This window comes from Streptomyces sp. NPDC006476 (assembly GCF_040612015.1).
GTDB lineage: Bacteria > Actinomycetota > Actinomycetes > Streptomycetales > Streptomycetaceae > Streptomyces > Streptomyces griseorubiginosus_B.
Genome location: NZ_JBEXPK010000023.1, coordinates 93,086 through 115,110, shown reverse-complemented (window position 1 = coordinate 115,110; position 22,025 = coordinate 93,086). Strand labels below are relative to the sequence as shown.

Sequence of the window (22,025 nt, the reverse complement as noted above, 5' to 3'; positions counted from 1 at the left end):
GCCTGCATGGACACCCCTGATAATCGAGAGTGTGCCCATGCAGGCTTGCTTGTTCGGCTGAAGGGTTTCTGCATAGCAGTCGGCGACTGGCCTGCCAATCGAAGAGGTGACGCATGACGACCGCACAAGATGTACTTTCGACGGCAATCCGTACGAACATTTCCCCCGAGCTACGCAAGCATGGCTTCGTCGGTTCCGGTCAGGTATTCGAACTTCCGGATGATGAGACGTGGCTCTTGCTCGGATTCCAGAAATCCTCAGGAGCAACTGCAATGCAGCTGCGTTTTACGATCAACGTCGCTGCTGTACCCAAAGGGAAATGGCAAGAAATGCTGGACGCGGGCGCCAAATATCCTGCGCGACCTAGCCCCAATAAGGTTTATGGAAAATGGGCTTGGTGGTCCCGGATTGGGGCGTTGATGCCTGGGGGGCAAGACTTTTGGTGGAACGTGACTCACGAGACTTCTCCGGACGATCTCGCCGGTAAGGTTGTGTCAGCTTGCACGGATTACGCGCTGCCTGCTTTGAGTGAACGGCGACGGCTGAAAGGTTGAGGCGGAGTTTGAGTGATATGCGTACAAAGTGATGGCGCTGGGGCCCGGATGGGGATTTCCTCGCCGGCCGGCAGCTCGAGCCGCCGCCGGTAATGGCTGCGGTGGGCGCCGGCCTGGTGGTGTCTGCGCCAGGTTGACCAGTGCAGTAGTCGACATGGGGAGGCGCTCAGTGGGTTCAGCGGGCGCCAAGCAGCTGGCGCACCTCAGGCACGGTCAGGTCGATCGGTTCGGTGCTGCGGACGGACGGGGCGGTTTGGCTGGGTCGGTCTTGCCTGCTCGCGTCGGCGGCGAGCGCTGCCAGGAAGGCCAGCGCGAGCATGGCCAGGGTGATATGCCGCTGCCAGGCGGTCCAATGGCGGATCGATTAGTGATCCAGTCCTACCTGGCCTTTCGCCGCCTGGAAGCACTCCTCGATGCACCATCGCGTCCCGGCCACCCGGACCAGCTCGGACAGCGGCACGCGCCTCGGGGACCAGCACAGATAGAAGGCGAGCTCGCCGCGGCCTCTAGCCAGGTCCAGTCATAGAAGCGCGGTCGCTTCGCCCCGGCTCCGGCGCTCTGCCGGTGCCAGGCCGACCCGGGGGCGGGGTCGGCGACCGCGTTCGCGCGGGCGACGGTCCGCCCATGGTTGGCCCGCACACGTGTGCTGCAGGCGACGGCCAAGACGTAGCCGACCCCTCCAACAGGGCTCGTAGGCCGGGTCTTGGCGGTGGGCCTCGTCGCCGGTCGCCCAGGACGCGTCGATCCCGGCGTCAAGTGCTGCGGCGATCATCTGCCCGGCCAGTGTGGGCTTGGTCGCGAACTGGGCCTGCTCGGTCCCTCCGGCGCGGGTTCGGCGCTCGGCGTCCCGGCATCACGAGGCGTCGGGTAGGTAGAGCCGACGGTCGATCAACGCCTGTCCACTGCGGGATGCGTAGGCGATAAACATGCCGACCTGGGTGTTCTCGATCCGGCCCGCGGTGCCGGTGCACTACCGCTGCACACCCGCCGAGGCGGTGCCCTTCTTCAAGAAGCCGGTCTCGTCCACGATCAGGACACCGTCGTCGGCACCGAGGTGTTCGAGGACGTAAGCCCGGACGTCGTCGCGAACGGCATCGGCATCCCAACGGACGCTTCGCAGCAGCCGTTGCATCGCTCCCGGGCGGGTATGGCCGGCCTGCTCGGCCAACCGCCCACAGCGCTCCACGCCGGACAGCAGGCCGAATACGAGGGCACGGGCCGTCGCCCGCGGCTCCACTCGCTTGATCCGGTCCGCGATCAGGGCCATAGCCTGGTCGAACATCGCCCGCCAGCGGCCGGCGTCTATGTTGTGACCTGCGGCCACCGCAAGATCTTCAGGAGTTCACACAACCCTTGATCATCTCGCGGTGGCCGCACGCATCAGGCGTCGTAGTACTCGCCGTCGTCGCCCTGGCCCCGTGCCATGAGCGCCTTGGCCACTCGCGCATCTTCGCGATCACCGCATCGCTCGAGTTCTTGGACACGATCCGCCCGGCGCTCCACCACAGCGGCGCCGTCGCGAGGCCGGGATCGGCAGTGACCACCGCTTCCCATTCCGCCGTGCTGATGTCCTGGCCCTCGTGCGAGCCTGCTCCGATCAGTGGGGCTGGCAGCCGCTGGCCAGGAACGGCCGTCGGGGCAAGTACGTGTGGTGCGAGTTCGCCGCCGCCTGAAGCGGAGCTGTACGCCACCAGCCACTCACAGCCTCACAGCCTCAATGCCTCAACGCGTCACCCTCAACCCCGCCACGAACCGCGGTCCATCCCCCCGATGCTGCACGGGAAACGTCACCTTCAGAGCCCCCTCCTGCCCCTCCACCGACAGGTGAGTGACGTACTGCAAGCCCAGGAAGGCCTTCTTCGAGCCCCCCGCCGACACATACGGCCGCGGCAGGTTCAGTAGCAGCTTGCCCGGTCTGCCACCCCGGTTGCCGTCGAAGAAGAGGAGGCGTTGGTCGGTCATGGCTATGTAGAGCGGGCGGGGTGTGACCGTGGCCATGACCGTCCCTGCGCTGAGCACACCGACCGCCACCGCGGTGAGCGCCTGCTTGCGGGCCGAGACCGTGCCGACGCCGGCCAGGGAGAGGAACTCCACCTGCTCGCCTTGGAGCAGCAACGGGGCCGCAGTCTCCATCAGTTGGCGTGTGCGGCGGGAGTTGAGGGCCATGAGGGCTCCAGGGTGCGAAGGGGTTGGGCCGCGCCGAGAGGTCCGGTCACAGGCGGGCGGAAGGCGGAAAGAGTACGCACATCCGCTCGACAGAGGTCCGCCAAGAGCCACGGCAACCCCCAATCCATACCCTCCCTTTGCTCGCCCCTTGGCCGCCCATTACCCCCTCCTTGCCAACTCCCTCACCCACCCCGACCTGCGCATTCCCCACCGCCCCCACTGTCACAGCCCTCGCCTAGTATCCGCCGCATGTCGCAGGCCGCCGCCACCTCCTCGTCCTCCCTCCCGCCCCCCGACTTCGAACCCGCCTCTGCCTTCCCCGAAGTCACCTGGCTGCGCAGCGCCGCCGCGGCGAAGGACTGGGCGGCGATCCGGCAGTACATGGACGGGCTGCCGTATGGGACGGACCGTAGCTTCGCCGTCGTGGTGCTCGCGGAAGTGGGCGGGATCGAGGAGTGGCTGCGCCCCCTCGTCGCCGCCGCTCCGGACGACGTACTCGCCCTCACCGTCCTCGGCTCGCGGGAGGTGGACATCGGCTGGGAGATCCGCACCACGGCGCGTGCGCAGCACGTCAGCAAGGCTCAGTTCGCAGGGCTGCACGCGCACCTGCGTCAGGCCGAGCAACTGCTGATCAGGGCCACCGCGCTCGACCCGTCGCACGACGCCGCCTGGACCGAGCGGATCACCACCGCCATGGGACTCCAGCTCGGGCAGAACGAGGCGCGGCGCCGCTACGACCGGCTGGCCAGGCACCATCCGCACCACCTCCCCGCGCAGCGACGGCTGTTGCAGCAGCTGTGCCCCAAGTGGAGCGGCAGCTGGGAGGCGGCCCACGGCTTCGCCCGTGAGTGCGCGCTGAGCGCGCCCGAAGGAGCGATGAACGGCTGCCTGGTGGCCGAAGTGCACCTGGAGCACTGGCTCGCGCTGAAGGGACAGGAGCGCGAGGCGTATCTGCGGCAGGAGCACGTGCGCGCCGAGGTCGTCGAGGCCGCCGAGCGGTCCGCCCTCCACCCGCACTTCCACCGCGGATACGGCTGGGTCGGTGCCCAGAGCAGTTTCGCCGCGGTGTTCTCCCTCATGGGCGACCTGCCGCGCGCCGCCGCCTGTTTCCGTGCGCTCGGCAACCTCGCCTCCGAACACCCCTGGAACTACTTGGGCAAGCCGGCCGAGACGTTCGTACGCCACCGAGACGCCGCGCTCGCCAGGGGATGACCACCCTCATGCAGAGACCGAACAAAACGAACAGACCGAACAGAGGGCGAAGATGAACCCCGAGGCCCCGCCGGCCGACCTCTACCTCACCGAGGTCGACGGCATACCCACCCTCTTCGCATACGCGAGCGGACCGATGCGCGCGGGCCTCGTCTTCCGTGCCGGTGTCGCCGACGAGACCCTGGCCCGCGCCGGTGTCACCCACCTCGTCGAGCATCTCGCCCTGTACCGCCAGGGCCTGGCCGACTACCACTTCAACGGCGCGACCAAGGCCGCCTTCACCCACTTCCACGTGGAGGGCGCGGAGCACGAGGTCGTCGCGTATCTCCAGGGTGTCTGCGCCTCGCTCGTGGACCTGCCCATGGACCGGCTGGAGACCGAGAAGGAGATCCTGCGCACCGAGGAGTCCCGGCGCGAGGACCCACAACTCCCGCTGTGGCGTTACGGGGCACAGGGCTATGGGTTGGTCAGCTACCCGGAGTGGGGCGTACGGGCCCTGCGGCCGGACGACGTACGGCACTGGGCGCACACGCGCTTCACCCACGGCAACGCCGTGCTGCGGATCGCCGGCGACCGCATGCCGGCCGGGCTGTCGCTCAAGCTGCCCGAGGGCGGCCCGCGTCATCCGATGCCCGCTGTCACCTCGGCGCTGCCCACGACTCCCGCGTACTTCTCGGACGGACGAGGCGGGGTCCTGCTCGACGCCGTCGTCAGCGACTCCGCGGCCGCCCGGCTGTACGCGGGTGTCCTGGAACGCGAGCTCTCCCGCGCCCTGCGCCAGGAGGGCGGCTACTCCTACACCGCCGCCACCGACTACACCGCCCGCCGTGACGGCTACGCCGTCCTGACCGCCTTCGCGGACTCCCTGCCCGCCAAACAGGACGCGGTGCTCGGCGGATTCGTCGACGTCCTCGCGGGGCTCCAGGTGGGCCGGATCGCGCAGGCCGACCTGGAGGCCGTACGCACGCGCACCGACGGGACCTTGACCGGACCCGACTCGGCCGTACGACGGCTGCCGGGCGCGGCGGAGGACCTGCTCGCCGGGCGGCCGCCGCGCACCGTCGACGAACTGCGCTCCGAGCTGTGGACGGTGACGCCGGGGCATGTGCACGCCGTGGCGCTGGAGGCGGCGGGGACGGCCCTGATGCAGGTCCCCGCGGGGCACACCGCGGACTGGGCCGGGTACACGGCGGCCCCGACGAGTTCGTCGTACGCCGTGACCGGACGGAGGTTCGAGGCTGGGCACGGCGGCGGAAACGCCCGAGCTCTCGTCATCGGCGACGACGGCGTCAGCCTGACGGCAGGGGCGAAGGACGGCACGCAGGAGGCGGCGACCGTGCTCTACCGCTCCTGCGCCGCCGTACTCGGCTGGCCCGACGGTGGCCGTCGGCTCATCGGTACGGACGGCATCACGGTCGACGTGGAGCCCGGTGCGTACGGCGTCGACGCGCACACGATGGCGGCGCTCGAGGCGGCCGTACCGCCGCACGCGCGCGTGCAGTTGCCGCCGCGGCAGCGGGTGCCGCGGGCGGAGGCACCCGAAGCGGCGGAGGTCCGCGGCGCATCGGCCCCCGAGCAGCCGGCCCGGCGCACTGGAGGGCAGACCGCGGCGCTCGTCGTGCTCGGACTCCTCGCCGGCCTGTTCGCCTTCCTGGCGCTCGCGGTCACCGTCTTCGAAGGTGGTGATCCCGAGACCAGCACCGGTGAATGGCTCGGCCTGGCGGGCTTCCTCTGGGCCGTCACCGGGTTGCTGGCCTGGCCCGCGGTACGGATCCTGCGGCGCACCCGGAGGACCTGAACTACCGCAGGTACGGATTCCCGTGCGGTGGTGGGGGGAGCGGCATGGCGCCGTAACCCTGTTGCTTCGGGGTCGGGCGGTCGAACACGGCGAACAGCAGCAGGCCGGCGGCCATGAGCATGGTCAGGACGATGACCAGGCCGAGGAAGGGGTCGCCCTGTCCGTCGCCGCGCACCGCCGCCCACGGCAGGGTCAGGCACTCGTAGAGCGCGAAGGCGGCGAAGGCGCCCCAGTCCGAACCCAGTCCGCGGCGGATCGCCACGTACAGGAAGGGCACCCAGATCAGCAGGCCGCAGGACAACCAGGCGAGGGCCACCCACGCGATGCGCTGCCCCCAGCCGGCTTCCAGTCGTTTCGGACGTCTTTCCATGACGAACAACCCCCCAAGGTCGAGGCAAGGTTAGGGCAATGCCGGTCGACCGGGGGGTGAGTGAGGGAAGGCCGCTGCCTCCGGGCCGCTGCTTCTCCGCTGCTTCTTTGGCTACTTCTTCAGCGCGGCGATGATCCGTTCCGTCAGCTTCCTCGCCGTCGCCGCCCCGTTGTCGTGCCCGTCCGTCGACAGCACGCTGACGACGTTCGTGCCGACCCGGGCGGCGATCAGAGTGGTGCCGTTCTCCCAGGAGCTGTCGGTGAGCGTGATGGTGTACGCGCCGTCTCCGAGGCCGGAGGCGGCCGCGCCCGTGACCTTCACCTTGGTGTGGGTCTGGTCGTCGGTGAAGGACGCGCAGGAGGCGGCGATCCGCTCCACGTCCGTGAGGACGGTCGCCGTCGTCGTCGTACGGTATGCGTCGATCTCCTGGGCTATGTCCTGCGAGGTGTCGCGGTTGACGTAGTCGTTCTGCGCGAACGACACCCCCGTCACCCCGGTGACGGCGATCCAGCTGGTGCCGTCCAGCTTGGCGCAGTCCGGTTTCGTGGCCGCGGGCGCCGTCGAGGGCTCGGCATAGGTGGAGCCGGAGTCGCGGGCACCGCTCGGGTCCACGGCGAAGCCCTTGGCGAAGAACGTCGCCGGGGCCAGGGCCTTCTTGAGCTGGGTCCCCGTCGACAGACCGGCGTTCGGGTCCTTCGTCGCGGCCGGCTTCGCGCTCGCCTTGCCGTCGGAGGAGCCGGACGAGTCGGAAGAGGACGAGCAGGCCGTCAGGGCGAGGGCCAGGGGGAGAGCGGTGAGAGCGAGCACCTTGGCGGCCCGCGGGGTGGTGAACATGGGGTCGGACACTAGGTCCGCCGGGAATGGCACAGGTCAGGCGCAGGTCGTGAACAGCTATGCGGGCGGTCAAGGGTTCGTCAAGTCGGCGGCCGGGTACGGAATCCGTCCGGCTCACGTTCCCTGGTTCGGAAGTTTTTGCCGTGCCATGAGGGAATCTTGTGATGATCAGGGGACTACGTTTCCCGAGTGCAAGGACGCCATCGGTTAGGTTGCGATCCGCTCATGTGTCCGTCTTCCGTGCGCGCGGCCTCACCGTGCCGGACTCGCGCCGCTGCAGGGCACCTTGCACAGTCTTTCGTCGGGCGTGTACGCGTCGCCGTACACGCCCGCTTGTCATGAACAGGGGTGGGGATGGCCGACCATCGGCAGTCGAAGAAGCGCAGGTACATAGCGTGGGGCGTGGCGGGCGTCGTCGTCGTGGCGGGCGGCGGGATCGCCGCGACGACCTCGATGGCGGCCACGACCTGGCCCGCGCAGAAGACCTTCACGGGCCGCGCCTTCGACGCCTGTGCCGCCCCCTCCCTCGCCGCGATGAAGGCCTGGCACACCGGTTTCTACGGCGCCGCGGCCGTCTACATCGGCGGCAAGAACCGCGGCTGCAACCAGCCCAACCTCACCGCGTCCTGGGTCAAGTCCGTCAGCACGGTCGGCTGGAAGCTCATCCCGCTGTACGTCGGCTCCCAGCCGTCCTGCGGCTCCGGCGGCTCGGTCAAGATCAGCGCCTCCACCGCCGCCGCCGTCGGCAAGAGCGAGGCGGACGACGCGGTCGCCAAGGCCTCGGCGCTCGGTATGAAGGCCGGCAGCCCGATCTTCCTCGACATGGAGCCGTACGACGTCACGAACACCTCCTGCAACAACGCCGTGCTGACGTACGTCCGCGCGTTCGACAAGGAGCTGCACGCCAAGACGTACCGCACCGGCTACTACGGCTTCACCAGCTCCAGCGCCAAGGCGATCGCCACCGCCACCAACAAGACGGATCTGCCGGGCAACCTCTGGTACGCGCTGTGGGACAAGACCAACACGACCACCTCGGACTGGCCGTGGGGCACCACCCAGTACACCGGCCACAGCCGTGGCCACCAATACCTGGTCAACAGCAAGGAGTCCCGCGGCGGTTACACGATCACCGTGGACCGCGACGCGTGGGACGGGCCGGTCGCCATCACCGGCTGAGGACGAAGCCGAAGGCCGACGGCCGAAGGGTGAGGGTGAGGGTGAGGGCGATGAGGATGCCGAGGCTGATCTCGAGGGTGCTGAAGGTGCCGGCCGCGCCGGTGCTGCGGCTGCCCGCCGTGCGTGCGGGCTTCGCCGCGCTGCCCGTGGTCAGCCTGGGTCTGCTCTGTCCGCTGCCGTCCCTCGTGCTCGCCCTGCGGCGCCGGACCCGCGCCGACTGGCTGGCCTTCGCCGGGTTCAGCGCGGTCCTCGTGGCCTGGGTCACCGAACTCGCTCTCACCCCGGACGACACCCACGGCGCGTTGTTCGGGGCGGACCTGCTCCTGATCACGCTGTCGATGGCGGGCGCCTCGGCGCACGCGTGGACGGCGTGGCCCCGGCGGGCAGGCCGGCGCGAGCCCGCGTGGCTCGGCGGGGGTTCCGGTGGACCGGCGGTCGAACAAGCGGCTGAGCGGGCGGAAGTCATGGGCACCGGCCAGGCGGCCGGCCCGCTGCCCGAGCGCGTGGAGGAGTAGCACCACATGGTCAAGCAGGTCCGGCAGGTCGTGCGGGCACGGCCGGTCCGGGAGGAGGGCACGGGGCGGCTCACCGCTGTGGGACGTGCCGCGGTGGCCGGGCTGCGGTCGCTCGGGGGACGCACCATCGCCATGATCGGTACGGCGGTCGCTGTCGTCCTCGCGGTGATCGTGACCGGGTTCTTCCTCTACAGCCACGGCACCAGCCGCCCGCCGATCCCCGCCACCCGTGCCCGCCACTACACCGAGACCGACGCCTGCCTCCTCACCGACCGGCACGGCATCAACGCCAAACCCGCCGCGGCCGTCTGGCAGGGCATGCAGGACGCCTCTCTCACCACGCACGCGCGCGTGAGCTACTCCTCGGTGACGGGAGAACAGAGCACGGCGAACGCCCGACCCTTCCTCAACGCCTTGCTTCAGGGCTCCTGCGAGGTCGTCCTCGCTGTGGGTGGCCCCGAGGTGAAGGCGGCGCAGGAGGTGACCCAGCGGTACGCGAAACTGGGGTTCGTGCTCGTGGGCGGTGGGAGCGGAAACGGGAGCAAGGGCGGGGCCGGCTCGGACAACGTGGCCTGGGTGCCCGCCGACGACGGACTGCGCGCCGGTGTCGCCGCCGCGGTGAAGCGGGCGGTCGACGCGCGAGGTTGAGCCCGTGGGTGCGTGGCGCGAAACTCCGCCGGTGCGGCGGTGCCCCAGCGCAGGCTGAATCGTTGGTCGAATGGGTCGGTCGAGGGGTTGGCCCCAGCCGTCCCACTGCCTACCATCGATCACCGCAAGACTTTGTGCACCGTCGCACAATCTCCTCGGGAGGCTTCCTTGCACCGCCGCCGTCGCACCGCGCTCCTGCTCACCGCCGCGATCGCCGCCGCGGCCCCTCTCCTCACCGCCTGTGGAAGCGACGCGCATCCCGGCGCGGCGGCCGTCGTGGGCGGCCGGCGGATCACCGTGTCGCAGCTCGAGAACCGGGTGAACGAGGTGCGCGAGGCGCAGCGCGCGGCCGTGGCGAACGAGGCGCAGTACAAGCAGGCCGTCGCGCAGACCGGCAGCCTCACCCGCGACACCCTGCACGGCATGGTCCTCGACCAGGTGGTGCGGCGCGCCGCCCAGGACGCAGGCGTGAGCGTCACCCCCAAGGACGTCCAGCAGATGCGGGCCGGCCTGGAACAGCAGGTCGGCGGCTCCAAGGCGCTCGAGACGGCCTGGCTGCAGCAGTACGGGGTGGCCCCCGAGCGCCTCGACGACAACCTGCGCCTCCAGCTCGAGGCCCAGAAACTCGCCCAGAGCCTCGGCACCGACACCAGCAAGCCGGCCTTCTGGGACGCCCTGTCCAAGGCGTCCAAGGAACTCCACGTCGACCTCAACCCGCGCTACGGCACCTGGGACGTCCAGAAGAGCAGCCGCGTGGACGCGAAGACCCCGTGGGTCCGTGAGGTCACGGCGACCCAGCAGTCGGCGTAGCCGAAGCCGGAGGAACGGTACGGCGGCGCCGCCCACCTGTGGACAACCAGCCTCCCGCCCTGTGGACAACTCGTGGTGCCGTCGGTGACGTGGGTTAGCTTCGAACCGTGAACGCAACCAGCCGACCCGAAGACGCCGCCGTCGACCCCGGCCGCATCGTCCTGCTCACCACCAGCCACCGGGTGGCACCCGGCTTGCTGTCCTGGCCCGCGTGGCAGGCATTGCACGCGGCCGACCGTGTGCTGTGCGCGGACGGTGCGCATCCGCAGCTGCCGTATCTGCGGGAAGCCGGGATCGCCGTCGACGAGGGGGCCCCGACGGCCGAGGAACTGGTGGCCGCCTGCTCCGGTGGCCGCACGGTCGTGCTCGTCGCCACGGGCGAGGGCGAGCCGGCCCTCACGGACGGCCTCGCGCGGCTCGCCGGTTCGGGACGCGTGAGCATGCCCGACCTGGAGCTCCTCCCCGCCTCCTACGACCTGCCCGGCGCCCGCCTTCTCGACCTCGTCCAGGTCATGGACCGGATCCGTCTCGAATGCCCCTGGTCCTCCCAGCAGACCCACAAGGGGCTGGCGAAGTACGGCATCGAGGAGGCGTACGAACTCGTCGAGGCGATCGAGGACGGCGACCGCGACGAGCTGCGCGAGGAACTGGGCGACGTTCTGCTGCAGGTCGTCTTCCACTCCCGCATCGCCGAGGAGGACCCGGAGACACCCTTCTCCATCGACGACGTGGCCGGCGGCATCGTCGCCAAGCTCATCCACCGCCACCCGCACGTCTTCGGCGACGAGACGGCGACGACCCCGGAGGAGGTCAAGGAGCACTGGCTGCGCACCAAGGCGATCGAGAAGCGGCGGGAGTCGGTGACGGACGGGATACCCCTGGGCCAGCCGGGCCTCGCCCTCGCGTCGAAGCTGGCGTCCCGCGTGCGGACGGCGGGACTGGACGTGCCGCTGCCGGCGGGTGAGGGCATCGGCTACGAGCTCCTTGCGCTGGCGGCGCGGGCGGAGGCGCAGGGCGTGGACCCGGAAGCGGCGCTGCGGGTCGCGGCGCGGGCGTACCGAGACGCGGTGCGCGCCACTGAGGGGCTGTCCTCCTAGTACTGCGGTCCGCTGAGGGCCTGTCGTCCTGGTCCGGCGGTCTGCTGTCGTTCTGGTCCGGCGGTGCGCTGTCGTTCTGGTCCGGCGGTGCGCTGTCGTTCCGGCCCGGCGATCCGCTGTCGCTCGGCTCGGAGGTCCGCTGTCGTCCTGGCATAGGGATCCGCCGTCGTCCCGGCACAGCGGCCCCCTGTCGTCCCGGCCCCCCGGCCCCCCGTAGTCCCGGCCCGGCGGTCCCCTGTCCTCCCGGCCCCGCGGTCCGCCGTCGCCCGACACCCCGCCCGCCATAGTCCTGGCGCCGAGGTCTGGACGGGTGCGGGAGGCCGGATACCGTCGAGGAGTGACCAGCCATCCCGCTCCCGACAGCACCGTCCCGGAACTCTTCAGCTGGGAGTTCGCCACCGACCCCTACCCCGCCTACGCGTGGCTGCGTGAGCACGCCCCCGTTCACCGGACCACGCTGCCCAGCGGAGTCGAGGCCTGGCTGGTCACCCGGTACGCCGACGCCAAGCAGACGCTCGCCGACAGCCGGCTCTCCAAGAACCCCGCGCACCACGACGAACCCGCCCACGCCAGGGGCAGGACGGGGATCCCGGGGGAGCGGAAGGCGGAGCTGATGACGCATCTGCTCAACATCGACCCGCCGGACCACACCCGGCTGCGCCGGCTCGTCAGCAAGGCCTTCACCCCGCGCCGGGTCGCCGAGTTCGCCCCGCGGGTGCAGGAGTTGACGGACCGTCTCATCGACGGGTTCGCGGGGAAGGGGGAAGCGGACCTCATCCACGAGTTCGCCTTCCCGCTCCCCATCTACGCGATCTGCGACCTCCTCGGCGTCCCGCGCGAGGACCAGGACGACTTCCGGGACTGGGCGGGCATGATGATCCGGCACGGGGGCGGACCGAGGGGCGGAGTCGCGCGGTCGGTGAAGAAGATGCGGGGGTACCTCGCCGAGCTCATCCACAAGAAGCGCCAGGCCCTCCCGGACGAGCCCGCTCCCGGCGAGGACCTCATCTCCGGACTCATCCGCGCCTCCGACCACGGCGAGCACCTCACCGAGAACGAGGCCGCGGCGATGGCGTTCATCCTGCTGTTCGCCGGGTTCGAGACCACCGTCAACCTCATCGGCAACGGCACCTACGCCCTGCTCACCCACCCCGAGCAGCGGCAAGCCCTCCAGAACTCCCTCGCGGCCGGCGAAGAGGCCCTGCTCGCGACCGCCGTCGAGGAACTCCTGCGCTACGACGGCCCGGTGGAGCTGGCCACCTGGCGGTTCGCCACCGAACCCCTCACCATCGGCGGACAGCACATCGCGGCCGGCGACCCGGTCCTCGTCGTCCTGGCCGCCGCGGACCGGGACCCGGAGCGGTTCGCCGACCCCGACACCCTCGACCTCGCCCGGCGTGACAACCAACACCTCGGCTACGGCCACGGCATCCACTACTGTCTCGGCGCCCCGCTGGCCCGGTTGGAGGGCCAGACCGCGCTGGCCACGCTGCTCACTCGACTGCCGGATCTGCAACTCGGGGCCGACCCGGCCGAGTTGAGGTGGCGGGGCGGGCTCATCATGCGCGGACTGCGCACGCTTCCGGTGGAGTTCACCCCGGCCGGATGAGGAGACACCGCCGGACAAACGCCGGACAAACATGACACGCGCTCAAGTCTGTGATCTTCACGTGATCTACGCGGCATTAACTTGTGACAAGTGATCGTCTGACGATACGTTCACGGATCAACAGCGGCGCCAGGGTTTGGCCCACGCTTCACGCGCCGTGGTCAGTACTGTCTCGCGAAAGGCCCCCACATGCTCTCCGGGAACGGTCGTCACCGTCGCCCCCGCCAGGCTCCGGCCCTGCTCGTCGCGGCCGGCGTGACCGGCTCCGCCATCGCCATCCCGCTTCTCGGTGCGGCGAGCGCGAACGCGGCCGACGGGACCACGTGGGACAAGGTGGCGAACTGCGAGACCGGCGGCTCCTGGAGCGAGAACAGCGGCGGTTTCTACGGCGGCCTGAAGCTGACCCAGGACGACTGGGACAAGTACGGCGGCCTCGACTACGCCGAGCGCCCCGACCTCGCCAGCCGCAACCAGCAGATAGCCGTCGCCGAGAAGATCCTCGACGCCGAGGGCGTCGGCGCCTTCCACACCTGTGGACTGACCTCCGGGCTGACCGAGGACTCGGCCTCGGTGGACATCGACACCGGTGTGTCCGGCGGTTCGTCCGGTTCATCCGGTTCGTCCGACACCTCGGGCGGGTCCGGTTCCACCGGTCTGTCCAACTCCTCGGGCGACTCGGCGGGTGACTCCTCCTCGACGGACGGCTCGCCGTCGCTCTCCGCCTCCACCGGCTCTCCCTCCCCTTCGGCGGGCAAGTCCAACAAATCGGACAACTCGGCCTCGCCCTCCGTGTCTCCCTCGGATTCACGGGCGGCCGACAGTCCGTCGACAGGTCCGTCGAAAAGCGACGACTCGGACAATGAGCAGCAGGCGGTGGGCTCTTGGAGCCTCGTCGACACCGGCGCCGTCGCCTCCGCCACGGGCGCCGGACGGCACCGCGGCCCGAGCGCCGAGGAGGCCGTCACCGAGAGCGCCAAGGGCGGCACGTACACCGTGCACGCCGGCGACACCCTCGGCTCCATCGCCGACAGCCTTGGCCTGGACGGCGGATGGCGCGCGCTCTACGGCGCGAACAAGCAGGCCATCGGCGCCGACCCGAACCATGTCTCCGCCGGTCAGACGCTCGAACTTCCGGTTGAATAAGGGGCGAACGGGGCGGAAAAAGACGGGAGTTCACGTCATGCTTCGCGCTGAATGTCCGGTTTGGCGAAAGTGTGGGATGAGTCTCAGAAGCCCTGATCGTCTTTGAAATTCCGCCGATTCCGTGTCTACGGTCTTCACCGCTCGGCAATCCGAGCCCCGGCGGCCGCAACGCCGAATCCTGCCAGTGGCCGTACGGGAACAGTCGTCGCTTGACAGCGCCGTAGGCAGGAGCGGGGGACCCAAGGTAAGTGCCCCACCGGGCAGTTGACGGTGGCGGCTTGGGGTGGAGCCGCGTCTCGTGAAAGCGAGGACGCGGCCGGGCAACTCAACCGGCCCGAACCCGACAGCTCACCTCGCAGGCGTCGGTGAGGGGATCAACCATGCTGTTTTCCGGCAAGGGCAAGCACCGTCGTCCGTCCAAGGCCACCCGTGCCGCCGCGCTCGCCGGTGTCACCGGTGTCGCCATTGCCGCTCCGCTGATGGCGGCCGGCAACGCCTCCGCAGCCACCGCCTCCGAGTGGGACGCGGTCGCCCAGTGCGAGTCGGGCGGCAACTGGTCCATCAACACCGGCAACGGTTACTACGGCGGCCTGCAGTTCTCCGCCTCCACCTGGGCCGCGTACGGCGGCACCGCCTACGCCCCGCAGGCCAACCAGGCCAGCAAGGCGCAGCAGATAGCCGTCGCCGAGAAGGTCCTCGCCTCCCAGGGCAAGGGCGCCTGGCCGGTCTGCGGCAAGGGCCTGTCCAGCGCCGCCTACAACGGCGCGAGCGCCTCCAGCGGCACCACCAACCGCTCGACCGAGTCGCAGGCCGCCTCCCGCTCCTCCGAGCGTCCGGCCGCCAAGACCCACAAGAGCCAGAAGACCGTCACCACCCCGACCGGCAAGAAGGTCAAGAAGGGTGACGGCGAGTACAAGGTCGTCAAGGGTGACACCCTCAGCTCCATCGCCGCCAAGCACGGCGTCAAGGGCGGCTGGAAGAAGCTGTTCGAGCTGAACAAGGACATCATCGCCGACGCCAACCTGATCTACCCGGGTCAGCAGCTGCACCTGAAGTAAGAGCTGAACCACAGGGCCCTGACCGCCGTGTTCCCCAGTGTGGAGAACGCGTGAGGGCCTCCCCCGTCCCCACGGGCTCCCCGCTCCGGTGCGTGTTCCCCCGTACGCACCGGGGCGGGGCTTTTTCATGCGCGGGTGCTCGCACCGTTTTCACGCGGGAGCGCCCCACCCTCTTTGTTCCGTTCAGAAACAATTTACTCTCGGTTCTGCCCAAGGGGTGGTCGGCGGCGTGGCCGATCGGCCTTGGGCGGTTAGGCTCGTCTCGCAGAGCCACCGCGGCGCTGCACAGCCGCGTCACATGGAAGAAGGAGATGCTCGTGCCGTCCATCGACGTCGTCGTAGCCCGGGAAATCCTGGACTCCCGAGGCAACCCCACGGTCGAGGTCGAGGTCGGCCTCGACGACGGCAGCACGGGTCGTGCCGCCGTCCCGTCCGGCGCCTCCACGGGCGCCTTCGAGGCCATCGAGCTCCGCGACGGTGACCCCAACCGCTACCAGGGCAAGGGCGTCGAGAAGGCCGTCCTCGCCGTCATCGAGCAGATCGGCCCGGAGCTGGTCGGGTACGACGCCACCGAGCAGCGCCTGATCGACCAGGCGATGTTCGACCTGGACGCCACCGACAACAAGGGCTCCCTCGGCGCCAACGCCATCCTCGGCGTCTCCCTCGCCGTTGCCCACGCCGCCTCCGAGGCCAGCGACCTCCCGCTCTTCCGCTACCTGGGCGGCCCGAACGCGCACCTGCTGCCGGTGCCGATGATGAACATCCTGAACGGCGGCTCGCACGCCGACTCCAACGTGGACATCCAGGAGTTCATGATCGCCCCGATCGGCGCGGAGTCCTTCTCCGAGGCGCTGCGCTGGGGTGCCGAGGTCTACCACACCCTGAAGAAGGTCCTGAAGGGCAAGGGCCTGGCCACCGGCCTCGGTGACGAGGGCGGCTTCGCCCCGAACCTCGAGTCCAACCGCGCCGCCCTCGACCTCATCCTCGAGGCCATCAAGCAGGCCGGGTACGTCCCGGGCGAGCAGATCGCGCTCGCGCTCGACGTCGCCGCGTCCGAGTTCTACAAGGACGGCAAGTACGAGTTCGAGGGCAAGTCCCGCTCGGCCGCCGAGATGACCGAGTACTACGAGGAGCTCGTCGCCGCCTACCCGCTGGTCTCCATCGAGGACCCGCTGTTCGAGGACGACTGGGCCGGCTGGAAGGTGCTCACCGACAAGCTCGGCGACAAGGTCCAGATCGTCGGCGACGACCTGTTCGTCACCAACCCCGAGCGCCTCGCCCGCGGCATCGAGGAGGGCACCGCGAACGCCCTGCTCGTGAAGGTGAACCAGATCGGATCGCTGACCGAGACCCTGGACGCCGTCGAGCTGGCCCAGCGCAACGGCTTCAAGTGCATGATGTCGCACCGTTCCGGCGAGACCGAGGACGTCACCATCGCCGACCTGGCCGTCGCCACCAACTGCGGCCAGATCAAGACCGGCGCCCCGGCCCGCTCCGAGCGCGTCGCCAAGTACAACCAGCTGCTGCGCATCGAGGAGATCCTCGACGACGCGGCGGTGTACGCGGGCCGCAGCGCGTTCCCGCGCTTCAAGGGCTGAGCACCAAGGGCTGAGCGCCAAGGGCTGAGCACCGTCGACGGCTGATCCTTACGGGGTCAAGCCTTAGCCAGTCGTACGTACGTCCCCGTACCGGTCCCGTACCGTGTGCGGGGACGTACGCACGTGTGACGGGAGGCGGGGAACATGGCCGTGAAGGACCGGGACCGGTTCTCCACCGCGACCAGACTGCGGCTGCTCGGCGAGCAGACCGCGGCCCGTGTCTACCGTTCCCAGACCCGGCGCCAGGCCCGCCGCTCCCGCCTCACCGGCCGTGCGGCCCTGCTCGCGCTCGTGGTGTGCACGCTGGTCGTGGCGCTGGCCTACCCGATGCGTCAGTACGTCTCCCAGCGCGCCCAGATCTCCGACCTGGAGCGGCAGCAGCAACAGGAACGACAGCGGGTCGAGCAGCTGCGCGACCTCAAGGCGCGCTGGCAGGACGACGCGTACGCCCAGCAGCAGATCCGGCAGCGGTTGCACTATGTGATGCCGGGCGAGACGGGGTACGTCGTGATCGACCCGGACGCGGCCAAGCAGTCCCGCGCCGACCGCGGGGCCGCCGACCGGCCCTGGTACGCCAATGTCTGGTACGGGGTCGACAAGTCCGACGCCTCCGACCAGTGACGTGACGAGAGAGACAAGTTCGTAGTGGAAACGCCTCCGCCGACCACCCCGCGCACCGAGCCCACCGACGCGGACGTCGAGGCCTTCAAGCAGCAGCTCGGGCGTCCGCCGCGCGGCCTGCGCGCCATCGCCCACCGGTGCCCGTGCGGGCAGCCGGACGTGGTGGAGACGGCGCCCCGTCTTCCCGACGGCACCCCCTTCCCCACCCTGTACTACCTGACGTGCCCCAAGGCGAACTCCGCCATCGGCACGTTGGAGGCGAACGGTGTGATGAAGGAGATGACGGAGCGGCTGGGGACGGATCCCGAGCTGGCCGCCGCGTACCGTGCCGCGCACGAGGACTACGTCCGCCGCCGGGACGAGATCGAGGAGCTGACCGACTTCCCCAGCGCCGGCGGCATGCCGGACCGGGTGAAGTGCCTGCACGTCCTGGTGGCCCACTCGCTGGCCGCCGGCCCGGGTGTGAACCCGCTCGGCGACGAGGCGATCGCCCTGCTGCCCCAGTGGTGGGCCAAGGGGACCTGCGTGACTCCCGCGAAGGAGGACGAGAAGTGACCCGTGTCGCCGCCGTCGACTGCGGTACGAACTCCATCCGGCTGCTCGTCGCCGACGCGGACCCCCGGACCGGGGAGCTGGTCGATCTGGACCGGCGCATGACCATCGTGCGGCTCGGGCAGGGCGTCGACCGGACCGGGCTGCTCGCGCCCGAGGCGCTGGAGCGGACCTTCGCCGCCTGCCGTGAGTACGCGGCCGTGATCAAGGAGCACGGCGCCGAGCGGCTGCGGTTCGTGGCCACCTCCGCCTCGCGGGACGCGAAGAACCGGGACGAGTTCGTGCGCGGGGTCCTCGACATCCTGGGCGTGGAGCCCGAGGTCATCTCCGGCGACCAGGAGGCCGAGTTCTCCTTCACCGGGGCGACCAGGGAGCTGGCCGGCGCCGATCACCTCGACAGGCCGTACCTCGTCGTGGACATCGGCGGCGGGTCCACCGAGTTCGTGGTCGGTGAGGAGCACGTGCGGGCGGCCCGTTCCGTGGACGTCGGCTGTGTGCGGATGACCGAGCGGCACCTGGTCCGGGAGGGCGCCGTGACCGACCCGCCCACCGAGGAGCAGATCGCCGCCATGCGAGCCGACATCGAGCGGGCCCTGGACCTCGCCGAGGAGACGGTCCCGCTGCGTGAGGCGCGCACCCTGGTCGGGCTCGCGGGGTCGGTGACGACCGTCTCGGCCATCGCCCAGGAGCTGCCCGAGTACGACTCCGCCCGCATCCACCACTCCCGGGTCTCCCTCGAACGTGTCCGGGAGATCACCGACTGGCTGCTGCACTCCACCCACGCCGAGCGGGCCGCCGTACCGTCCATGCATCCGGGCCGTGTCGACGTCATCGCCGCCGGGGCCCTCGTCCTGCTGTCGATCATGGAGCGGACCGGTGCGGGGGAGGTCGTCGTCAGCGAGCACGACATCCTCGACGGCATCGCGTGGTCGGTGGCGTAGGTCTCGTTTGTTACCGATCGGTAGCACTCGGACGAGCAGGTCGGGTAGCGTCTGAGCATGATCGAGGGGCCCTCGCGGGCCCCTCGGCAACACGCCTCCGGGAAAGTTCGTGAAGTTCTTCACAAGGAATTCCACCGTGTCGAACCACGAAAAGGCCCCGCTTGGCCCTTCCGGGGAGCCAGCAGGCCCTTGAACACGTTCAATAGAAGCGTGTAAGGGGGCAGGGGAAGGGGCTTCCGGAGGGTTGTTTCGGGCCGCTCACGAGAGCGTCATCGGGCCGGAGAGGCTGCTCACGCGGCATTGACAACGGGTCGTACCGGGCGGGGGGTTCCCCGCCCGACCATGATCCACGTCACGCGGGTCGCGCAGGATAACACACCCCCTGCAAGAGCTTGTGAAGGGGCGCACGAGCGACCCCCCTGGGGCGGGTGGATACTCGATGCCATGAGCACCACGGAGCGTCCCAGGATCCTCGTAGTAGGCGGTGGGTACGTAGGCCTGTACGCAGCTCGGCGCATCCAGAAGAAGATGCGCTACGGAGAGGCGACCGTCACGGTCGTCGACCCCCGGTCGTACATGACCTACCAGCCCTTCCTTCCCGAAACCGCCGCCGGCAACATCTCCCCGCGCCACGTCGTCGTCCCGCTGCGACGCGTGCTGCCCAAGGCGGAGGTCCTCACCGGCCGGGTCACCACCATCGACCAGGACCGCAAGGTCGCCACGATCGCCCCGCTGGTCGGCGGGGCGTACGAGCTGCCCTTCGACTACCTGGTGATCGCGCTCGGCGCGGTCTCCCGCACCTTCCCGATCCCCGGCCTCGCCGAGCAGGGCATCGGCATGAAGGGCATCGAGGAGGCCATCGGCCTGCGCAACCACGTCCTCGAGCAGCTCGACAAGGCCGACTCCACCACCGACGAGGAGATCCGCCGCAAGGCGCTCACCTTCGTCTTCATCGGCGGCGGCTTCGCCGGTGCCGAGACCATCGGTGAGGTCGAGGACCTGGCCCGCGACGCGGCCAAGTACTACAAGAACGTCTCCCGCGAGGACATGCGCTTCATCCTCGTCGACGCCGCCGACAAGATCCTGCCCGAGGTCGGCCCCAAGCTGGGCGCCTACGGCAAGGAGCACCTGGAGAGCCGCGGTGTGGAGATCTACCTCTCCACCTCGATGGACTCCTGCGTGGACGGCCACGTGGTGCTGAAGAACGGCCTCGAGGTCGACTCCAACACCATCGTGTGGACCGCCGGTGTGAAGCCCAACCCGGCCCTCGCCCGCTACGGCCTGCCGCTCGGCCCCCGCGGTCACGTCGACTGCGAGCCGACCCTCCAGGTCAAGGGCACCGACTACATCTGGGCCGCCGGCGACAACGCCCAGGTCCCGGACCTCGTCGGCCGCAAGGCGGGCAACGAGAACGCATGGTGCCCGCCGAACGCCCAGCACGCGCTGCGCCAGGCCAAGGTCCTCGGCGACAACGTGATCTCCGGTATGCGGGGCTTCCCGCAGAAGGACTACAGCCACGCCAACAAGGGCGCGGTGGCCGGTCTCGGCCTCCACAAGGGCGTCGCGATGATCGTCATGGGCAAGATGAAGATCAAGCTCAAGGGCCGTCTCGCCTGGTACATGCACCGTGGCTACCACGGCCTCGCGATGCCGACCTGGAACCGCAAGGTCCGCGTCTTCGCCGACTGGACCCTCGGCATGTTCCTCAAGCGCGAGGTCGTCTCCCTCGGTGCGATGGAGCACCCGCGCGAGGAGTTCTACGAGGCCGCCCGTCCGGTGCCGGCCGCCGAGCCGAAGAAGACCGAGGCCAAGGCCTCCTGACCGGTTTCCGGTCGCTGAACGAACCGAAGGGCCTCCCGCCATCCGTGGTGCGGGAGGCCCTTCGGGTTTTTTCTGATCCGTAACAGCCGTGGGGGACTGCGCGGCCACCTCAACGGTGTTTTCGTGGGTATGGGACATTCCGGGATCTCGTCACGGAGGTGTGCGCCATGGCTGACGCCGCGCTGCGGCTGAAGAGCCTCGTCGAGCAGTTGCTGGGAGTGCCGTTGCCGGTGCGGATCCGCGCCTGGGACGGTTCGCAGGCGGGGCCGCCGGACGCACCGGCGCTGGTCGTGCGCAACCGCCGGGCGGTGCGGCGGCTGCTGTGGAAGCCGGGGGAGCTGGGGCTGGCCCGGGCCTGGGTCGCCGGGGATCTGGAGATCGAGGGCGATCTGTACCAGGCCCTGGACCTGATGGCGGAGCTCGTCTGGGAGCGCGGGGAGGACGCCAGGACCCTGGTGCAGGCGCTGCGGGACCCGAAGGTACGGGCCGCCGCCCGGGGGCTCGTGAAGATCGCCGGGCTGCCGCTGCCGCCCGCGCCGCCCCGCGAGGAGGTCCGCAGGGCCCGCGCCCATCTGCACACCAAGCGCACCGACAGACGCGCCATCAGCCACCACTACGACGTCGGAAACGACTTCTACGAGATCGTCCTCGGCCCGTCGATGGTCTACTCGTGCGCCTACTGGCCCGCCCCGGACGCCACGCTCGAACAGGCCCAGCGCGACAAGCTCGATCTCGTCTGCCGCAAGCTGGGACTGACGGCGGGTCAGCGGCTGCTGGACGTCGGCTGCGGCTGGGGTTCGATGGCCCTCCACGCGGCCCGCGAGTACGGCGTGCGCGTCGTCGGCATCACCCTCTCCCAGGAACAGGCCGCGTACGCCCGTAAACGGGCCGCCGACGAGGGGCTGACCGACCTGGTGGAGATCAGGGTGCAGGACTACCGGGACGTCGCCGACGGGCCCTACGACGCCATCTCCTCCATCGGCATGGCCGAACACGTGGGCGCCGACCGGTACCTGGAGTACGCGGAGAACCTGTACCGGCTGCTGCGGCCCGGCGGGCGGCTGCTCAACCACCAGATCGGCCGTCGTCCGCAGCGCGACGAATCGTCGTACAACGTCGACGAGTTCATCGACGCGTACGTGTTCCCCGACGGGGAGCTCGCCCCGGTCGGGACCACCGTCACCCAGCTGGAGCGGGCCGGGTTCGAGGTGCGGGACGTCGAGGCGATCCGCGAGCACTACGGGCTCACCCTGCGCCGCTGGGTGGCCAACCTGGAGGCCGACTGGGCCCGCGCGGTGCGGCTGGCCGGGGCGGGCCGGGCGCGCGTCTGGCGGCTGTACATGGCCGCCTGCGCGCTCTCCTTCGAGCGCAACCGCATCGGTGTCAACCAGGTGCTCGTGGTGCGCACCCCGGAGGGCGGTGCGTCCGGGATGCCGTTGCGGGCCCGGACTTGGGGCGGCTGAGCCGCGTGCGTATGAGGGGGGTCCGTCCGGTCGCCG

General features: G+C 69.9%; 21 protein-coding genes, 2 pseudogenes and 1 riboswitch. Of the genes and pseudogenes, 18 read left to right on the top strand and 5 right to left on the bottom strand.

Features of this window, described 5'->3' with window-relative positions; translation table 11 throughout:
* The first annotated feature begins 113 nt into the window (after positions 1 to 113).
* A complete protein-coding gene (locus ABZZ74_RS25985) occupies positions 114 to 554 on the top strand; it encodes a DUF4304 domain-containing protein (RefSeq protein WP_356768786.1) in 441 nt (146 codons plus the stop codon).
* Between the two features lie 175 nt (positions 555 to 729).
* Here ABZZ74_RS25985 and ABZZ74_RS25980 read toward each other — a convergent pair whose 3' ends face one another.
* Positions 730 to 873 carry a hypothetical protein gene (locus ABZZ74_RS25980; RefSeq protein ID WP_356768853.1) on the bottom strand — a complete coding sequence of 48 codons (144 nt, stop codon included), beginning with the start codon at positions 871 to 873 and terminating at the stop codon, positions 730 to 732.
* Positions 850 to 1,836 (bottom strand): annotated as a pseudogene (locus tag ABZZ74_RS25975) (IS701 family transposase); the annotation flags it as partial. The gene ABZZ74_RS25980 and the pseudogene ABZZ74_RS25975, both read right to left, overlap by 24 nt.
* Before the next feature lie 289 nt (positions 1,837 to 2,125).
* On the opposite strand from ABZZ74_RS25975, the pseudogene ABZZ74_RS25970 reads away from it, so the two are divergent.
* Positions 2,126 to 2,227, top strand: a pseudogene (locus ABZZ74_RS25970) (ATP-binding protein); the annotation flags it as partial.
* Positions 2,228 to 2,276: 49 nt separating this feature from the next.
* Here the strand turns inward: ABZZ74_RS25970 and ABZZ74_RS25965 are convergent.
* A complete protein-coding gene (locus ABZZ74_RS25965) occupies positions 2,277 to 2,720 on the bottom strand; it encodes a hypothetical protein (protein ID WP_356768784.1) in 444 nt (147 codons plus the stop codon).
* Between the two features lie 249 nt (positions 2,721 to 2,969).
* Between ABZZ74_RS25965 and ABZZ74_RS25960 the strand changes: the two genes are divergently transcribed.
* Positions 2,970 to 3,932, top strand: coding sequence for a hypothetical protein (locus ABZZ74_RS25960; protein WP_356768783.1), 963 nt, complete (start codon positions 2,970 to 2,972; stop codon positions 3,930 to 3,932).
* A 52-nt stretch (positions 3,933 to 3,984) separates the two neighbouring features.
* Entirely contained in the window at positions 3,985 to 5,730 is a 1,746-nt protein-coding gene (locus ABZZ74_RS25955) for an insulinase family protein (protein WP_356768781.1), read from the top strand.
* Between the two features lies 1 nt (position 5,731).
* On the opposite strand, the gene ABZZ74_RS25950 is transcribed toward ABZZ74_RS25955, so the two are convergent.
* Together ABZZ74_RS25950 and ABZZ74_RS25945 are read right to left on the bottom strand one after the other, a co-directional pair.
* A complete protein-coding gene (locus ABZZ74_RS25950; RefSeq protein WP_356768779.1) occupies positions 5,732 to 6,100 on the bottom strand; it encodes a hypothetical protein in 369 nt (122 codons plus the stop codon).
* 111 nt (positions 6,101 to 6,211) lie between these two features.
* Positions 6,212 to 6,934 carry a hypothetical protein gene (locus ABZZ74_RS25945; protein ID WP_356768777.1) on the bottom strand — a complete coding sequence of 241 codons (723 nt, stop codon included), beginning with the start codon at positions 6,932 to 6,934 and terminating at the stop codon, positions 6,212 to 6,214.
* A 354-nt stretch (positions 6,935 to 7,288) separates the two neighbouring features.
* Between ABZZ74_RS25945 and ABZZ74_RS25940 the strand changes: the two genes are divergently transcribed.
* From ABZZ74_RS25940 to ABZZ74_RS25875, 14 genes are all read left to right on the top strand, one after another.
* On the top strand, positions 7,289 to 8,113 hold the full coding sequence (locus ABZZ74_RS25940) for a glycoside hydrolase domain-containing protein (protein WP_356768775.1): 825 nt from the start codon (positions 7,289 to 7,291) through the stop codon (positions 8,111 to 8,113).
* A 50-nt stretch (positions 8,114 to 8,163) separates the two neighbouring features.
* Positions 8,164 to 8,628 carry a hypothetical protein gene (locus ABZZ74_RS25935; RefSeq protein ID WP_356768773.1) on the top strand — a complete coding sequence of 155 codons (465 nt, stop codon included), beginning with the start codon at positions 8,164 to 8,166 and terminating at the stop codon, positions 8,626 to 8,628.
* Positions 8,629 to 8,634: 6 nt separating this feature from the next.
* Positions 8,635 to 9,276: a hypothetical protein gene (locus tag ABZZ74_RS25930; protein ID WP_356768771.1), complete on the top strand. Its 642-nt coding sequence runs from the start codon at positions 8,635 to 8,637 to the stop codon at positions 9,274 to 9,276.
* Between the two features lie 168 nt (positions 9,277 to 9,444).
* Positions 9,445 to 10,086, top strand: a complete 642-nt coding sequence (locus ABZZ74_RS25925; protein ID WP_356768769.1) for a SurA N-terminal domain-containing protein — start codon at positions 9,445 to 9,447, stop codon at positions 10,084 to 10,086.
* A 107-nt stretch (positions 10,087 to 10,193) separates the two neighbouring features.
* Positions 10,194 to 11,183 (top strand): nucleoside triphosphate pyrophosphohydrolase, encoded by a 990-nt coding sequence (locus ABZZ74_RS25920; protein WP_356768767.1) that lies wholly within the window; start codon positions 10,194 to 10,196, stop codon positions 11,181 to 11,183.
* Between the two features lie 337 nt (positions 11,184 to 11,520).
* Positions 11,521 to 12,792 (top strand): cytochrome P450, encoded by a 1,272-nt coding sequence (locus ABZZ74_RS25915; RefSeq protein ID WP_356768765.1) that lies wholly within the window; start codon positions 11,521 to 11,523, stop codon positions 12,790 to 12,792.
* A 189-nt stretch (positions 12,793 to 12,981) separates the two neighbouring features.
* Positions 12,982 to 13,935, top strand: coding sequence for a transglycosylase family protein (locus ABZZ74_RS25910; RefSeq protein WP_356768763.1), 954 nt, complete (start codon positions 12,982 to 12,984; stop codon positions 13,933 to 13,935).
* A gap of 206 nt (positions 13,936 to 14,141) precedes the next feature.
* A riboswitch (cyclic di-AMP (ydaO/yuaA leader) is annotated at positions 14,142 to 14,312 on the top strand.
* 3 nt (positions 14,313 to 14,315) lie between these two features.
* On the top strand, positions 14,316 to 14,993 hold the full coding sequence (locus ABZZ74_RS25905) for a transglycosylase family protein (protein WP_356768761.1): 678 nt from the start codon (positions 14,316 to 14,318) through the stop codon (positions 14,991 to 14,993).
* Between the two features lie 311 nt (positions 14,994 to 15,304).
* Entirely contained in the window at positions 15,305 to 16,591 is a 1,287-nt protein-coding gene (eno, locus tag ABZZ74_RS25900; protein ID WP_133045929.1) for a phosphopyruvate hydratase, read from the top strand.
* A 144-nt stretch (positions 16,592 to 16,735) separates the two neighbouring features.
* Positions 16,736 to 17,212: a septum formation initiator family protein gene (locus tag ABZZ74_RS25895; RefSeq protein WP_356768759.1), complete on the top strand. Its 477-nt coding sequence runs from the start codon at positions 16,736 to 16,738 to the stop codon at positions 17,210 to 17,212.
* A 24-nt stretch (positions 17,213 to 17,236) separates the two neighbouring features.
* Positions 17,237 to 17,767, top strand: a complete 531-nt coding sequence (locus tag ABZZ74_RS25890) for a DUF501 domain-containing protein (RefSeq protein ID WP_356768757.1) — start codon at positions 17,237 to 17,239, stop codon at positions 17,765 to 17,767.
* Positions 17,764 to 18,705 (top strand): Ppx/GppA phosphatase family protein, encoded by a 942-nt coding sequence (locus tag ABZZ74_RS25885; RefSeq protein ID WP_356768755.1) that lies wholly within the window; start codon positions 17,764 to 17,766, stop codon positions 18,703 to 18,705. The genes ABZZ74_RS25890 and ABZZ74_RS25885 overlap by 4 nt, the downstream gene beginning before the upstream one ends.
* Before the next feature lie 444 nt (positions 18,706 to 19,149).
* Entirely contained in the window at positions 19,150 to 20,526 is a 1,377-nt protein-coding gene (locus ABZZ74_RS25880; protein WP_356768753.1) for an NAD(P)/FAD-dependent oxidoreductase, read from the top strand.
* A gap of 167 nt (positions 20,527 to 20,693) precedes the next feature.
* Entirely contained in the window at positions 20,694 to 21,989 is a 1,296-nt protein-coding gene (locus ABZZ74_RS25875) for a cyclopropane-fatty-acyl-phospholipid synthase family protein (RefSeq protein WP_356768751.1), read from the top strand.
* Positions 21,990 to 22,025 lie beyond the last annotated feature (36 nt).